Here is a 14,927-nt window from a genome sequence, read left to right as displayed (position 1 = left end):
CGTTTACTCTCCAATCTCTGCGTTTGTTGGCTGGCTTAACGGCGATAACGTCAGTGCTTTACTGAGTTCGCCCGAACGGTACAACCATTCAATGGCGGCCAACCGATATTGTGTTTGCAGCGCTATCCCTGCAAATTGGCTATCGAGCTGCTGTTGCATAGCGGTGAGGTAGTCTGTGGTGGATAGGTCACCGGCGAGCCAGGACTGTTCAATCACCTGCATCGACTCATCCTGCCGAGATTGAAAGTCTTTTTGCCAGCTTTGCCACTGTTTTTTCACAAAACGATAATTGTTAAGAGATGATTTCAGTGCTGCTTGCCATTGTTGCCTTAGTGCAATCAAACGTTTTTCTTCAGCAACAGCTTCGCTATTGGCTGCGCGTACCGCATCGCTGTAGTTATTGCGAATCTGTAGTGGAATGCTGAATGATAAGCCAACTACTGTTTCGTTATCGCTCTCGCCCGCTTCGACGCCTATGGTTGGGTTGGCGGTGGTTAACGAGCGTTTCCAGTCGACATCGGCGCGCTTTAATTGCCATTGCAGGTAAGCGGCTTTTAACGCTGGATGTTGTTGCCAACGAGTCGTTAACGCAGGTTCAACGTTAAATAGCTCCTCATTAATGGAGAGTTGACCGACATCAGACGTTGTTAGCAGAGCGTTTAACTCTGCTTCAGCGGATTGCAGTTGTTGATAAGCAGCTGCCGTTTGTTGCAGTTGCCGACTTAGTGCGAGTACCGTCAGTTGTTCGTCGACGGCACCTAAGTCACCGGCTTTACGTCGTTCGGCAACCAGGCTTATCGCCTGTTTAACGATTTTCTCTTGTTGCTCGGCCAGTGCGTAACGCTGTTTTGCATCCAGCCATTGCACATAGGCATTCAACAAAGTTTTAGCATGCGATGTCGCCGACTGGCGATAAATACTCACTGCCATAGCCGTCATGGCGTCACTCTGACTGGCTCTTGCTTCATTGCGAGTGCTCCAGTCCAGCGTTTGGCTTAGGCCAACAGTGTAATTATTGATGTCACCCTCGCGCTCTAAGCGTGACGATAAGCTAGGGTTGTACAAAGGTTGATTTAATTGTTTGCCCTGTTGGATCAGCGCTTCAGCCTGCTGTTGAGCGGCTTCAACACTGGGGTGTTGCTGCACAGTTTTTTGCCATTGATCGGGCAACTGTTGTGCATTGGCGTAGCTTGAACTTATTGCCAGACTAACGGCAATAAACAAGCGTTTGCTATGTGTCGAAAACGGACCCATAGATAGACTCCTCAGTCATATTACTGCGTAAAATAATGATTTTTTTGCGCTGCTATAGCAGCTTATTAGGCAGTTATGAGGAGATGGGAGGCCGGAACAGCGGAGATGATAGAGGGTTAGTGTAAAACTCAGTATACCCAGGACGTATTGTGCCCATTCGTGGTAACGCGAGAGTTTTTTCAGTCTTCATGGCATATAAATGAAATGAGCCATGGCAGTGACAGCAGTGATGGCAGTCAAAGCTGATTTCTCCACTTTTAGGGAGATTGCGCTTATCGATGTGGGATTCGTCATGCTCAAAATTGAGGTGTTGCTCAGAAGAGGACTGGTGAGATTGATGCACATCAGCAACCGCCTGACTGATTTGAGTCAGAACAGCAACAAGCACCAGTATTAAAAATCCGAGTCTAAGCATCATTACCTACAGTTCTAAATAAGCAGCTTAACGGTACATTAATTAAAAATAGTTCTCAACTAGTGAACTAGTGGCGATTCATAGTGCATTCAATGTTCCAAATATAAAGTAGATATCAATATAATAGATCCCTTATAAGCTGGCTAAATGTAATTACTAACCAAGTGAGCGTATTCCAACTTTTGAGTGAAGGGGAAACGCAAATCAGGCATATCACTAAAAGCGAAAGTCCGCACAAGGCACTAAGCATTAGACTCTTTATATTTATGTTACCGAAATTGGAGTGGCTGTTCTGCTTCCCCATCAGTAGCCTAACGAAGCTCCGCTGGACAACCTTAAAAAATTGTGTAAGTACGTTGTGTAACCTCCGGAAATTTAGACGTCTCGGTTACAACTAACAGATTCTATTTCATCAATTTTATTAAGAATTGTACACGCAATAACTTTGCTTTGGCCAGTACAACTTGTTCTAATTGAAGGGTATACGGATTTAATGGTTGATGGGGCACCTTCACCCCATCAATCTGATACCACCCTCAGATGGTTGATAGATCGACTCCGTAGTTGAGTTCCTCTGCGAAGTCCGGCAGTCCGTAACCGATGGTTTTCTTGTAGAAAGGAGAGACCTTCGCAGTCGGTGCCTTCTTCTTGTGCTTCGTGGTGTAGAGCATTCGTGCCCGCATCACCTCGAAGGAGTAACCGCGCCCTTCACGGTTCTTGTCCTTGGCCAGTCGGTTGATGGACTCCGTGTAAGCGTTGGTGACGGGCATGTCCGTCTCGAAGTAGGTCATGGTCTCTTCGCGCCAGTTTCCCACTGCCCTGACCAGATCGCTCCAGACTTCCTTTTGGCCCTTCGGGATGGTGGCTATCCACTCGTCCAGGGCGGCTTCTGCCTGGAGCCGTGTGGTGGCGTCCCAGATGCCGTAGAAGCGCTCCTTGTGCTCGTAGGCGGCCAGCAGTTGCGGGAACGCGCCTGTCCAGGTCTCCATGATGAGGCGCTCCCGGTCTGAGACTTCGTGAGCGCGTTTCAGCAGGATTTTCCGGTCTCCCTTGAGAGTCCGGCTCTGGGACGGTTTCAGCTCCTTTCTGAGGCCCTTGCGCACTCTCTCTAGGGCATCGTTGGCCATGCGCACCACATGGAACTTATCGACCACGATACGGGCCTGGGGCAGCACAGCCTTGACCGCTGCCCGGTAGGGGTTCCACATGTCCATGCTGACGATCTCGACCTTCTGCCGGTCTTTCAGCTTCATCAGGTAGTTGGTCACCACGTCCTGGCGGCGGGTGGCCAGCAGGTCGAGCAGGGTTCGCTCCTCAATGTTGGTCAGAATGCAGCGGTAGCGCTTGTTCAGGTATAGCTCGTCAATGCCCAGGATGCGGGGCGTCTCGAAGCGGTGCCAGCGCCCCAGGAACTCGGCGCGGGCGTTGAAGATGTCGCGCACCGTCTTCTCGCCCAGGCCGGTCTGTGCCGCCACAAAGGTGTAGGGGTGGTTGAAGGATTCCTTCTCCACGTACTCATGCAGCCGCAGTGTCATACGGAATCCGTCCACCATCTCCGGTAGCTGGGGCCTGAATGTTGTCTTGCAGGCCCGGCAGGTGTATCGGCGGCGGACCACCCAGAGAGTGACCCGCTTGCCGTGGATGGGCAGATCACGATAGGGAACGTCACGCTTGCCGAACCGTACGAACTCACCCTGCACGCCGCATTCCTCGCAGGCGATGGGATCGGGCACGTCCACCTGGAAGTGCATTTCGTCGTCGGTTGATTTGCAGCCCAGTACTTGGTATTGCGGCAGGTGAAGGATGTTGTCGGGAAGTTCGGTCATGGTGTTGTATAGGCGTAGGTGTCAGTCAGATCCATCCGGCTCGGCATTGGTGTTTGCTTTTTTACCCAACAAGCTGCTGGAAACGAAAAGTAAGGCACCGAGGACAATTGCAATATCAGCCAGGTTGAAGGCCGGCCAATGCCAGTCTCGCCAATAGAAATCAAAGGAATCCACAACATAGCCGCGAAAGACCCGGTCAATCAGGTTGCCCATGGCGCCACCGAGGATAAGACTGTAAGCGATGGCTTCTCCTTTATGACGATTTTCAAGGATCAGCTTGATCAGAAAAATCGAGACCACTACCGCGATTCCGATAAAAAAGTAGCGCTGCCAGCCTCCACCATTCGCAAAAAGACTGAATGCGGCACCGGTGTTCCATAGGTGCACCCAGTTAAAGAACGGGGTCACCGAAACATACTCGCCATAGGCCATTGATTGCTGCACCAGCCACTTTACAGCCTGATCAGACGCTGCCAGCAGACCCGATATGGACAATAGGGCATACGGCGAGAGCTTTTTGCCAATAATGAGCATTATTTAACCCTTCAACGCCAAAATGCGTCTGGCACCGTTAAGTACAATGCCCCCCGCGATGGTGCCGATAATCAGATCCGGATAATTGGAACCGGTCCACGCGACCAGGGCGCCGGCGGTGATGACCCCCAGGTTGATCACCACGTCGTTGGCTGAGAATATCCAGCTTGCCTTCATGTGCGCCCCGCCTTCCCGATGTTTGGATATGAGCAGCAGACAACTGGTATTGGCAATCAATGCGACGAATGCGATAGCCATCATCACCAGCGATTCAGGCTCACTACCGAATACAAAGCGTCTCACCACCTCTACGAGCACGCCCACAGACAAGATCAGTTGCAGTACACCAGCAAGATGCGCGGCACGTACCTGCATTTTCACGCTATGTCCAACCGCATAAAGGGCAAGCCCGTACACCGCCGCATCGGCAAAATTGTCCAGGGATTCTCCAATCAGGCCGGTGGACTGGGCGATCAGACCGGCAGTCATTTCCACCACGAACAGAAGTGCATTGATGCCGAGCAACCAGCGCAGGGTCCCGGATTCTTGCTTAGCAGAAGCTGCCGAAAACTCGGCGGCCTTGATGGTCTCCGGATTTGCAGCGACGGTTTCCTGAAGCGAGGCGCCTAGCCCCAAGGTCTTCAGTTTCGAGGTGACGGGCTCGACCTCGCCGTCATGCACGACCTTCAGCCGGCGGTTCGACAAGTCGAAGGACAGCGCCCGAATCTCCTCAAAGCCGTTCAGGGCTAGGCGAATCATTCGTTCTTCTGATGGACAGTCCATCTTCGGCACGGCATAAACACTGACCCATCTCCCTGGCGCCTCGGAGGAGGCCTGTATATCGGTATCCGCTGCGGACGTTGCATCACCGCCACAGGCGCCACCACAGGATTTGCTCATGATACGACTCCACTTGAACAATGTTGTGGTACCATTTTAAACTATAAAGCTACTATAAGGTCAATAGAGTAAAGAATCCGTTGGGGAGGAGGCTGATGCGCATTGGTCAGTTGGCGCAGTTGGTAGGGGTCGAAACACAGACGATCCGCTTCTATGAACAGCAGGGCTTGTTGCCGCCGCCTGATCGGCAGGACAACGGTTACCGTGTCTATACCGAGAAGCATGGTGAGGGGCTGGCCTTCATCCGTCGCTGCAGAATCCTGGGCCTGTCACTGGCTGAGATTCACGAACTACAGAGCTATCAGGACGACCCTCATCAGCCTTGTACCGCCGTCAACGCCTTGCTCGATGATCACATCTCTCATGTGCGGTCGCAGATAACCGCTCTGCAAGCGCTTGAGAAACAACTCGTTTCACTGAGAGCGAGTTGCAACGATGACCGGGAAGTTGAGGCGTGTGGGGTTCTTGCTGGAATTAGCGAAGGAAACATGCACCAGCAGTAGGTGAAGCATCAACCAGATAATCCGCTTACCCAATATTTAGATAACATAGTCAATAGCCCTTATATGGCGTGCTTTTGAGGAAATTGGTTGGTGGTTGTTTATGGTTTTTTAGCCAGCGATAATGGGTTGTTTATCCCTAAAGTTTTTTTGATTTTATTTCGAAAAGCTTAGGTTCTGTTAGTTACTATCTCCTAACTTAAAACTCTCAGCGAGCCGGGACGCAACATTCGCCAACTCATAACAGTGCATTGGCTCCCTAACCGAACTGTCGGCAACTTCAAAATTTAGGTTTGTACGACAATGTTGATTGTACTTGGCAGCGATGCTGTTTAGGTATTTTTTGAGCATGTGAACCGCAAGTTTGTTTGGTTGGGTCCAGCTGTCTCGAATCATAAGAAGCAAATCGCGGTGAGAGCAGTCCATATCGATGCCGTAACGATTCATATGCAGCACACAGGTTAGGTATGCTGTTTCGGCGGCTTTATCTGGATTCGGGTGCCAGTTGCTATGCGCCAGCTGAACGCCGTATTCAGCTGCAATCTGAAAGATGGTTTCAAGGCTGACATCGAAACCATCGTACTTTCTGCCGATAACGATAGTAATTTTTATCAAGGCTGAAGTATTAACCGTAGGTTCCACCTTGCCGTGTAATGCTAAGTGCGCTTTGACGATATCGCTTGCATTGAGGAACGAGAGCTCCATAGTGACTTCCTCGTTGTTAAGACGTTTAAATAGCCCTGGCAGGCTCAATACTTAATTTTGGGGACTGATAAACCGCGCTTTTCGTCAATACGGTCCATCATCCACTCATCAATCTCTGAGTCTAACCAGGCGACGTTTCTTCCCAGTGTGTTAACAGGTTTGGGGAACTTGCCTTCGCTCATCATTTTGTAAATTGAGGTGCGCCCCAGCCCGACGCGTTCTTGAACCTCGTTTAATCGTAGAAACCGCATGAGCTTCTCCTTGTTCTGTGTCATAGGATTAGTAAGAATTGAGATGGATGATCACGAACAACGTCGCTTTCGTTGGAACTTAGGCGTTTTTGCTAATCCAACTCCACACCCAACAAGCACGCAAACGCGCACCTGTCAGGTGTTTTTATGCAAGTTAAGGGGTAGGGTGATGACTAGTCGTTAAACGCGATGTCAGTGGCTATGTGCGCTGCCATTTGAGCCGTTATGTGGTTGGAGTCATCGCATTCGTTGGTTTCATGAACATCGCTAAGTACCTGCCGCTTGGTCTCTCCGACGTACTTCCCATGTGCATGAGGGCTGATACCTAATAGGTTCGACTTGATGACACGGTGAATGATACCGGCCTCCTGTCGTTGAATAGCTTCAAGCAGCTCAGGTCGGACTATTTTGGGCATGTTTTGCCCTTGAGCTCGAAGGTAAACCGTTATTAGCTTGCCGATAAATAGCGCCAGCTCCTTGTTATCGTCTTCGCTATCGCTGGACACAAAGTAATATATTTCCCTCGCAGTCGATGCAATGTGAAGTGTTGGGTCTCCTGCATGGGCTGCGACCTTAAAGCTGCTAATCACGATGGGTAACATGTATTGCCGAAGCTTGCGGTCATTAGCCTCGCTCCACTGGTTGATATGGGTTGTTGCCAGTATCGAGTCAAGCAGCTCGAATGTTACTGGCGGCATGTTTAACCATTGTTTAAACCGCTCCTCGTCGTATACCTCGTGCATTTGAACTGAGTTAGTGCGGCCCGTTAATGGGTCACGCTGATTTACCGTGCAAATACCCAATTTACGGACGGTATCGCTATATCCTGTTGTAAAATCAAACCGCATGACGTGATTCCTCCCAATCTGCTCCACGAACTTCGCGGACCTGCTGTAAAATCCATTCATCAATCTCTGATTCAATCCAAGCCGCTGACCGGCCTGCCAGGATAATTGATTTAGGAAAGCTATCTTCCTGCATCAGACGGTAGATGGTGGAACGGCTTAGACCAACTTTGGCTTTGACTTCGTTTAATCGTATTAATCGCATGAGCTTTCTCCATATTTTGGTTTCTCTCATGGGATGAGTTGATCCTGTAAGAAATAACCATGGACTGAGATTCCACCGTATTTCAGGCCTATATCACGCACGTGCATTGAAGAATTAAAAACATGGAGACACAAAATGCACGAGCAAAATGCCGAGTATGTAACGAATGGGCCAATGACTGAGGTTGATGTGTTGAATAAGGCGTCTGAGATCTTGGAGACGAAGTTTTTAAAGGGGGAGGGCTTTACCAGCCCGTCTGCGGCAAAAGACTTCCTGAGATACAAGCTGGCGCATCAAAAGCGTGAGGTGTTCGCCATTCTGCTGATGGATTCACAGCACCGGCTGATTGAGTACAAAGAGCTGTTCTTTGGGACCATTAACGCGGCTCCGGTGTATCCCCGTGAGGTGATGAAAGAAGTGCTTCAGCAAAATGCTGCTGCCATCATCCTGGCACACAACCATCCATCAGGTGTGACTGAACCATCGGAAGCTGACAAGCGTGTGACCACGCGTATCAAGGATGCACTCAATCACATAGACGTCCCCGTGCTTGACCACATCGTAGTAGGTCAAGACACGGTTTCGTTTGCTGAAAGGGGGTTGTTGTAGATGTAATGCAACTAAGCACGTAGCAGAGGTTTTCCCTGGGCCTCTGCTACGTTGCTTGGTGCCTTATGCTGGCGCTTTATTTTTTGCCAGCTTAGAGCTCGAATAAAACGATGGGCGATTCATTCTGTATAGCGTGGTGTCTTCCTTGCAGATATAGCTGTAATGCTCGAATGCGGCTCTCATAACTGGGTTGTCGCTGGAGACGTCACCTGTTAAGTGGCGGTTGGGCGTTGGTGAACTGTGTATGAGTACCTCTGTTGAACGCTCATCCAATTTGACCACCGAATGCCACGAGTCTCTTATCATTTTTCCAAGAGCCGAGTCGTCGTTGGGCCCAAGGTTTTTTATACACCTGAAAACGTCGTTATTAACGAAGAGAATGACGTGGTAATGCTCGTGTAGTGCCATTACTTTTTGCTCCACTTTCACGGCGTAGCGAAGCCTGCATGAACGAAAACGACCTTCCCGTTTAAATTTCTGTTTTAGATGCCTGTTTATGCGAGCTCTTACAGCGTCAATAAAGCGTTTGATGGGGTTATCTACTTCAATAGGTATCCCTGATAAAGGAACCTTAAGGTCAAAACGAACCGCTAGTGTTCTGTGATGATGGTTTAACGCACTTATCATCGTTGCATAGAGCCCGTCTAAGTGCGGCTCAATGTAAGGTGCATTGCTTCGTTTAAGTTTAAACCCTTTGTATGTTGGTTCATGGTAGAGCTTCAGGTTGTGATTGTATTTACTACGCTTACGATTTGTCATTTAGACCTCCAGTTGCAGTTAAGCTCATAGGAGATCTGATCCTGTAATCTTTAACCATGAGTCAGACGGTAAGCTTGGGGCTTACCTATCACTGGCTAAGTATTGGTTACTAGACGTACTAATGAATGATGCACTGGTTGCTTATATTACTATTACAGCCAAGCCTTTTACCCGGCTACGCGGTGTTTTGTAATTAAAATCACAGTGGTTCCCTATGACTTGGCGGAAGAGGGTGCACAGCTAACTTAGCAGGAGCACTATGATCAACCTCGCCTAATAACAACGTCACGTCTGACTGTTCGGCATTAGTGCTGTGAGTAAGTAACAAGCGGCATCCAAATTGCGGATTCTTTTTTTCGGCGTTAAACAAGTCCTGGTCGGTGATGAACCTTTGAGTATTAAACGCAACCTCAACGGCTGATTTGACTAACCACTCAGCTAAATAGTCTCGAGCGCTTCTTAACAGCTCTCTTGCCTCAGATTCATACTGATCGTCAGCGATAGCAGATTGGGCCGCTTCGGTACTCTCCGCTTCTAATGCTTTCTGTTGAATTTTGACTCGCTTGGCGATACGAAGAAATATCTTGCTCACTTTCCGATAATGGGATTCTTCGTCAAGAAAAATCTCCAGGAGTCGATTGTTTAGCATATCGCGTAGGCTCTTTCTTTCTCGCTGTTGCAATGAGTTAGGGTTCTTTCTTAGTTGCTCTATTAACCCAGGGGAGTGTCTGAATTCGTTAATTAAGATTATTTCTGCGGTCTCCATAACAGCCCAACTAATGTGCTGTCTATCAATATCGTCTAGCGTCCTGCGCTCATCCAGTAAAATGAGTGCTAGGCGGTGCTTACTATTGCTATTACTAGTGACATAACGAAGCATGTCTACAGAGCCCAGCTTATGAGCCAATTTGTCAAACCACGCTATCCATGCTTGATATGAGTTAGTACGAACGTATTCTGCTGCTGACGATAAGCTAAAAGGGTGATTGGCCGCTAAAAGCTGTTCGTTTTTCCAATATGAAGAATGGTTAGAGTTAACAAAACGATATGCTCGGTTAATGAAGTAAACGGTGGGTAGACGCTTTAAAGAGCGGCTGCCATTGTAGCCGGGAATTGTTTTGATGATGATTTTTTTCGCTTTCAGCTTTTTGAGTATACGAAGAAGTTGATCCCGTGATACGCCTGTCGAATTGCAGATGTCACTATTAAAAAAGCCCTGAGTCACTCCAGTTGTATCAGACTTATAAACAAGGAAGGCTAAGACCATTCGTTCGGGGACACTGAGTTTTTCAGGCTTCTTGTTAGGCAAAGAAAGCCTTCCAGATTTTATAAATTCGTGAAGTGGCTTAGGTGGTTTTATTAGTTGATTAGACTTGGGATTGCCTTTTATTCGGAAGCACTTAACCAAGACTTCAGAAGTACCATTAGCATGATATGTGGTTATTATTTTGCGTTCGGTCAGGCTTTCTATTGCTTGCTTAACCAAGTGGTAGCTAATACCGAATTCGTTATAGTAGTTCTTAGTTGGTATCCCGTCTGGGAGACCGTCAGCTTTCCTATAATGAAGTATATAAAGCACTAACCTAGCGTATGACGTCAACGGCCGCTGACTATCGCTTGATATAGTTCGGTCTTGTGGATTTTTATGAAACAAACGGTCTAATATTGTATTCGCGCTTTGGTCCATGTGTTTAAATAACTACCTATATGTATTTATTAAAAATCACGAAGTGACATCACTAAGTGACAAGTGTTAAAATAGCATCTATATTTATTTAAGTGAAGGTGTGGACGTAATGAATGAAGAACAGATAGAGAAAGAGTCTTTTGACTTATGCCACGCGTTAGGAATAAGAAATGATGAAGAGCAGCAGTGGCTATCCAATTATTTGAAATCTACTGTTGGCTTAGATAACGCAATGGTTACTTATTTAGTTACTGGTAATAAACTTTGGGAGCAGAGCACGGCTCATAATGACCCAAGAGAAAAACGATTTAAAAGAATAAAAAGTGCATTAACCAGTCGGCGTAATAGAAAGAAAAAAAAGCAAAATAAAGTGGCTATATCGGCTTGGATCGAACATAGCACACGACGCGAATTTGATCGATTTATGGTGTCCAAAGGTTACTTGATTTCGGATGGCTTAGACTCAATTATAAAAATGGGTATTGATAACTTTCGTGATTACTATGAGGATGAAATTCAAAAGCATAAAGAGCATATTCAGGAGGAATATGCGAAGCGCCTCGAGAAAGCAAAGGACATCAATACAACACAGCGTAATCGAGAGAATCAAAGTCTGAAGAGAATACGGAAATTTGTGTTAGATGAGTTCATTGACAAGTACTCAGCGAAAGCGATAGCTCGAGGTATTGCATTACAGGCATTGGCGAAGGATCTAGATGGCCTGATTGACAGAGAATTTGATGAGGACACTCGCAATAATTTTAAGCTGGTCGCAGGTGCCTTAGAAGAAAATATTGAGCAGATGTATGGTACTGTGAAAAAGTATCGTAATTCGCAGAAAATCACTAACCTAGGTGAGCTCGATGACTATAATAAGTCAAGTGAGAAGGCCGGAAAGAAAGCTAAGAGGCAAGAGAAAAAGCTGAATAAGGAACGAGGAGACAGCTGATTCATCAAGCTCGATTTTTAGTATTCCATTATGTATTCCAAAGCTTGTCTGCTTTATATTAAATAATTTATTATCAAGGGGTTGTCGTTAAAATAAGACTCCCGCCAGCTCCACCAAATCCAAATAAAAAGCCGCTCATTGAGCGGCTTTTTTTATGCTTGCAAATCTGTAGTCTTTCAATGACTTACTAGTCTTTTAAGCTAATGGCTTGGTTTAGATTCGAAACCGTCCCCAGTTGCTTAACCGGCCCCCAGGTTCATTAGAATACATAAATGAATCCGACGCCTACTTCGGCTTCGTAATTATTACGAGCGATTGGGCTCTCGCGCACTTCACTACTATAATATTCAAAGAGTGCTTCGCCGTAGATCTGCCAATTGTTGTTGACGTAATGGCGGAAATTATAATCAATTCCAATCGAGCGTAATCCGCCACTTAGGTGGGTCTCAGGTAAGCCTGATGCAGCCGCTTGATTCGCGTCGATGCCGAAACCTTTGTTGGCGTACTCGCTGTCATGAACGACCATAACCAAATTAAGCTCAGAACCGGTACCGTTCATTTGGTCTCCGAAGCGGTGGCCCACTCCAAATAGACCCAGATTTCCGTCACCACCGGTCACGACACGGCCCACCAGCCAATTGCGCCAATTGGAATCGAAAGCGCGACGCGCTTGCAGCACGAGTTCAGCACCCTCATCTTGATCACCGAGTCCATCCAGGTGACCGTCGTCGGAATCGCCCTCTTCGCGGCCTTCGTCAAAGCCCACCGTGGCCTCTAACAACCAGGTGTCAGCGCGAAGACCACGCCAGCCTAGTGCTTCACCGGCAAAGTAGAAAATATTGTCGCCACTACGCCATTGCACGGCGCCCGCAGGCTGGAGTTCCCATCCAAATTCGTCGGAGCCTTCATAGGCAGATTCATATTCAACACCCAAGCCTAACCCGAAGGCCCAACCATCCTCACCGCGAGTGAAGTCGTCAAGCGAGGGCAAAGGTACCAAAGCTGTTTCCTCGTCTTGCGCGAATGCAGCTTGAGAGGTGAGTCCATTCAGGCACAATAATAACAATAACCCGGTTAATTTTTTCATACAGAATCCTCACAAGTTTTACACTGGGCGGTGGTTATTGATCCGCCTCTAACGTCGACATATCAATCACAATCCGGTGCGCAACTTCGCCTTTCTCCAGGCGTTTGAGGGCATCGTTGATTTCATCCATACGAATCATTTCGCATTTCGGATGAATGTCATGTTCGGCGCAGAAGTCGAGTACCTCCTGGGTTCGCTGTATACCGCCAATCAACGAGCCGGAAACGCCGCGATTACCAAACACCATTGGCATAGTATTGAGCTCATTGACAGGACCGACCTGGCCGACCACAACCAGCGTACCGCCAACATCCAGTAACGGCATGTAAGGGTTTAGGTCGTGTTTAACCGGCACGGTATTAATAATGAGATCCAGACTGTTTGCAGCATTTTCCATGGCATCTTCATCGGTGGAGAGGACAACATCGTCTGCGCCCATTTCTCTGGCTGTATCGACTTTGCCTGCTGAATGCGTCAGTACGGTAACCTTAGCGCCCATTGCTTTTGCTAACTTCACTGCCATGTGGCCGAGGCCGCCAAGACCGATTACGCCAACTCTGCTGCCTTCTTCTACTTCAAAGTCGCGGAGCGGGGCAAAGGTGGTAATGCCGGCACAGAGAATAGGTGCGGCGCGTTTCATATCTAATTGGTCTGATACGGACAGCACAAACTCTTCCCGCACTACGATATGCTTTGAATAGCCGCCGTAAGTAATGTTGCCGTTGATACGATCAGGGCTGTTATACGTCTGCGTCATACCTTCCCGGCAGAACTGCTCGTCACCATGTTCGCACTGATCGCATTCCTGGCAGCTGTCGACCATGCAGCCAACCGCAACATTGTCGCCGACTTTATAGCTTTTCACGTCTTTGCCGACATCAATGACTTTGCCGACAATTTCATGGCCGGGAACCATCGGGTATTCACTCATGTCCCAGTCGTTGCGTAGCTGGTGGAGATCCGAGTGACAGATACCGGTGTAAAGGATCTCAATGGCAACATCATTGTCACGCAAGTCACGGCGTTCAAAATGAAACGGGGCTAAGTCATCCTGTGCGGAATGCGCTGCATATCCTACAGTTTTCATATCTTCTCCTTTACTGAGTTAAAAGGCTTTCGCGCCAATAATCATTAAGTCTAGCTGGGTATTTGAAATTTGCTCAATCGTTCGGCGCGCGGCTATTTATGCTTGCGACCTTTAAATCCGACGGTTTTGATCCAAACTTGATAGTAAGCAACTAGAAGAGATACACCATCAACACGAGGGATGACGATTATGGTTGATAAAATTAAAGCGTTACGACTCAAAGAGCCGTTCGGGCTGGAGAATATTCAGGTGACTGAAATGGATGATCCTGGCGAGCCTGGCCCCGGCGAAGTGCGCGTGCGTATTAAAGCAAGCTCACTTAACTATCATGATTACAGCGTCGCTGCGGGTCACATGAACACAGAAGATGGACGTATTCCCATGTCTGACGGCGCCGGTGTCGTCGAAGCTGTGGGGCAGGGTGTGGAAGAGTTCACCGTAGGGGATCACGTAGTCTCGACGTTTTTCCCAACCTGGCAAACAGGTCCTGCTCGTGTCGCTGACTTCACGAACACTCCGGGGGATGGTATTGATGGCTACGCGCGCGAGGTGGTGGTGCGGCCAACCAATTATTTTACCCATCAGCCACGCAATTATAGTCATGCTGAATCTGCAACCCTTACCACTGCAGGGCTTACGGCCTGGCGGGCATTGGTTGTGGACGGCGGCATCAAGCCGGGCAGCACCGTGTTGGTGCTGGGCAGTGGCGGCGTTTCTGTGTTTGCTTGTCAGTTGGCGAAAAGTCTCGGCGCAACGGTGTTTGCGACATCCTCTTCGAACGAAAAGCTGGAGCGCTACAAAAATCTGGGAGCTGATCATCTGATCAATTACGAAGAAGACCCGGAGTGGGGCAAAACGGTACGCAAACTGACCCATGGCCGTGGTGTTGATCATGTTGTCGAAGTTGGTGGACCCGGCACCTTACCGCAATCCATTGATGCTGTAGCGATAGGTGGGCATATTGCCCTGATTGGTGTGCTGACCGGCAGTGAGGGCAAGGTGCCAACTGCAAAATTGATGGCGAAGCAGGCCCGGCTCGAGGGATTGATCGTCGGCAGTTGCGAGTATCAGAAAGATTTGGTGCGCGCTTTAGAAGCCAATGGTGTAAAACCTGTGGTGGATAAAACCTTTGCCTTTGAAGAACTTGCTGATGCGTTTCGCTATGAGAAAGACGGCAAACATTTCGGCAAAATCTGTCTGGAATTCTGAGGTTAAATCTTCGCCGTGATAGTTTGTTTAGCGCTTTCTAAATGAATTAAGCCATTTACTTGCGTTCGCCCAGCCTTTGTTGTTTCATGAAAGTTGGGCGTTCGG

17 protein-coding genes are annotated in these 14,927 nt (G+C 48.2%); 5 read left to right on the top strand and 12 right to left on the bottom strand.

The window, feature by feature from the left end:
* Positions 1-3: 3 nt before the first annotated feature.
* Positions 4-1,254, bottom strand: coding sequence for a TolC family protein (locus tag J6J28_RS07275; protein ID WP_173921181.1), 1,251 nt, complete (start codon positions 1,252-1,254; stop codon positions 4-6).
* Between the two features lie 211 nt (positions 1,255-1,465).
* On the opposite strand from J6J28_RS07275, the gene J6J28_RS07270 reads away from it, so the two are divergent.
* A complete protein-coding gene (locus J6J28_RS07270; protein ID WP_034733748.1) occupies positions 1,466-1,651 on the top strand; it encodes a hypothetical protein in 186 nt (61 codons plus the stop codon).
* 554 nt (positions 1,652-2,205) lie between these two features.
* On the opposite strand, the gene J6J28_RS07265 is transcribed toward J6J28_RS07270, so the two are convergent.
* The 3 genes from J6J28_RS07265 to J6J28_RS07255 are packed head-to-tail and all read right to left on the bottom strand — an operon-like array spanning position 2,206 to position 4,929.
* On the bottom strand, positions 2,206-3,495 hold the full coding sequence (locus J6J28_RS07265; RefSeq protein ID WP_301720752.1) for an ISL3-like element ISPpu12 family transposase: 1,290 nt from the start codon (positions 3,493-3,495) through the stop codon (positions 2,206-2,208).
* A gap of 21 nt (positions 3,496-3,516) precedes the next feature.
* Positions 3,517-4,029, bottom strand: a complete 513-nt coding sequence (gene lspA, locus J6J28_RS07260; protein ID WP_004863699.1) for a signal peptidase II — start codon at positions 4,027-4,029, stop codon at positions 3,517-3,519.
* 3 nt (positions 4,030-4,032) lie between these two features.
* The gene (locus J6J28_RS07255; RefSeq protein WP_301720748.1) at positions 4,033-4,929 is read right to left on the bottom strand and encodes a cation efflux transmembrane domain-containing protein; all 897 of its coding nucleotides are present in this window, start codon (positions 4,927-4,929) and stop codon (positions 4,033-4,035) included.
* Positions 4,930-5,024: 95 nt separating this feature from the next.
* On the opposite strand from J6J28_RS07255, the gene cadR reads away from it, so the two are divergent.
* Positions 5,025-5,432: a Cd(II)/Pb(II)-responsive transcriptional regulator gene (cadR, locus tag J6J28_RS07250; RefSeq protein ID WP_004364961.1), complete on the top strand. Its 408-nt coding sequence runs from the start codon at positions 5,025-5,027 to the stop codon at positions 5,430-5,432.
* Positions 5,433-5,609: 177 nt separating this feature from the next.
* On the opposite strand, the gene J6J28_RS07245 is transcribed toward cadR, so the two are convergent.
* From J6J28_RS07245 to J6J28_RS07230, 4 genes are all read right to left on the bottom strand, one after another.
* Positions 5,610-6,134: a hypothetical protein gene (locus J6J28_RS07245; RefSeq protein WP_301720713.1), complete on the bottom strand. Its 525-nt coding sequence runs from the start codon at positions 6,132-6,134 to the stop codon at positions 5,610-5,612.
* Positions 6,135-6,178: 44 nt separating this feature from the next.
* Positions 6,179-6,385, bottom strand: a complete 207-nt coding sequence (locus tag J6J28_RS07240; RefSeq protein WP_301720712.1) for an AlpA family transcriptional regulator — start codon at positions 6,383-6,385, stop codon at positions 6,179-6,181.
* Between the two features lie 173 nt (positions 6,386-6,558).
* Positions 6,559-7,233: a hypothetical protein gene (locus tag J6J28_RS07235; RefSeq protein WP_301720711.1), complete on the bottom strand. Its 675-nt coding sequence runs from the start codon at positions 7,231-7,233 to the stop codon at positions 6,559-6,561.
* Complete coding sequence (locus J6J28_RS07230) at positions 7,223-7,435, bottom strand: AlpA family transcriptional regulator (protein WP_126779842.1); 213 nt, start codon at positions 7,433-7,435, stop codon at positions 7,223-7,225. Before J6J28_RS07230 ends, J6J28_RS07235 begins: the two co-directional genes overlap by 11 nt.
* A gap of 135 nt (positions 7,436-7,570) precedes the next feature.
* Here J6J28_RS07230 and radC point away from each other — a divergent pair, with 135 nt between their 5' ends.
* Positions 7,571-8,044 carry a RadC family protein gene (gene radC, locus J6J28_RS07225; RefSeq protein WP_053953340.1) on the top strand — a complete coding sequence of 158 codons (474 nt, stop codon included), beginning with the start codon at positions 7,571-7,573 and terminating at the stop codon, positions 8,042-8,044.
* A 63-nt stretch (positions 8,045-8,107) separates the two neighbouring features.
* Here the strand turns inward: radC and J6J28_RS07220 are convergent, their stop codons facing one another.
* Positions 8,108-8,803 (bottom strand): YagK/YfjJ domain-containing protein, encoded by a 696-nt coding sequence (locus tag J6J28_RS07220; RefSeq protein ID WP_301720710.1) that lies wholly within the window; start codon positions 8,801-8,803, stop codon positions 8,108-8,110.
* A gap of 199 nt (positions 8,804-9,002) precedes the next feature.
* The gene (locus J6J28_RS07215) at positions 9,003-10,289 is read right to left on the bottom strand and encodes a hypothetical protein (protein WP_301720709.1); all 1,287 of its coding nucleotides are present in this window, start codon (positions 10,287-10,289) and stop codon (positions 9,003-9,005) included.
* Positions 10,290-10,599: 310 nt separating this feature from the next.
* On the opposite strand from J6J28_RS07215, the gene J6J28_RS07210 reads away from it, so the two are divergent.
* Positions 10,600-11,439: a hypothetical protein gene (locus J6J28_RS07210; RefSeq protein WP_301720708.1), complete on the top strand. Its 840-nt coding sequence runs from the start codon at positions 10,600-10,602 to the stop codon at positions 11,437-11,439.
* A 259-nt stretch (positions 11,440-11,698) separates the two neighbouring features.
* Here J6J28_RS07210 and J6J28_RS07205 read toward each other — a convergent pair whose 3' ends face one another.
* Both J6J28_RS07205 and J6J28_RS07200 read right to left on the bottom strand, forming a co-directional pair.
* A complete protein-coding gene (locus J6J28_RS07205) occupies positions 11,699-12,526 on the bottom strand; it encodes a MipA/OmpV family protein (protein ID WP_301720705.1) in 828 nt (275 codons plus the stop codon).
* 34 nt (positions 12,527-12,560) lie between these two features.
* Positions 12,561-13,613, bottom strand: a complete 1,053-nt coding sequence (locus J6J28_RS07200; protein ID WP_301720703.1) for an NAD(P)-dependent alcohol dehydrogenase — start codon at positions 13,611-13,613, stop codon at positions 12,561-12,563.
* Between the two features lie 189 nt (positions 13,614-13,802).
* Between J6J28_RS07200 and J6J28_RS07195 the strand changes: the two genes are divergently transcribed.
* Positions 13,803-14,822 carry a zinc-dependent alcohol dehydrogenase family protein gene (locus J6J28_RS07195; protein WP_301720699.1) on the top strand — a complete coding sequence of 340 codons (1,020 nt, stop codon included), beginning with the start codon at positions 13,803-13,805 and terminating at the stop codon, positions 14,820-14,822.
* The last annotated feature ends 105 nt before the right edge of the window (positions 14,823-14,927 follow it).

The organism is Pseudidiomarina terrestris (genome assembly GCF_030466375.1).
Taxonomy (GTDB): domain Bacteria; phylum Pseudomonadota; class Gammaproteobacteria; order Enterobacterales; family Alteromonadaceae; genus Pseudidiomarina; species Pseudidiomarina terrestris.
The sequence above is the reverse complement of the archived record's forward strand: the minus strand, read 5'-3'. Positions and strand labels throughout refer to the sequence as shown.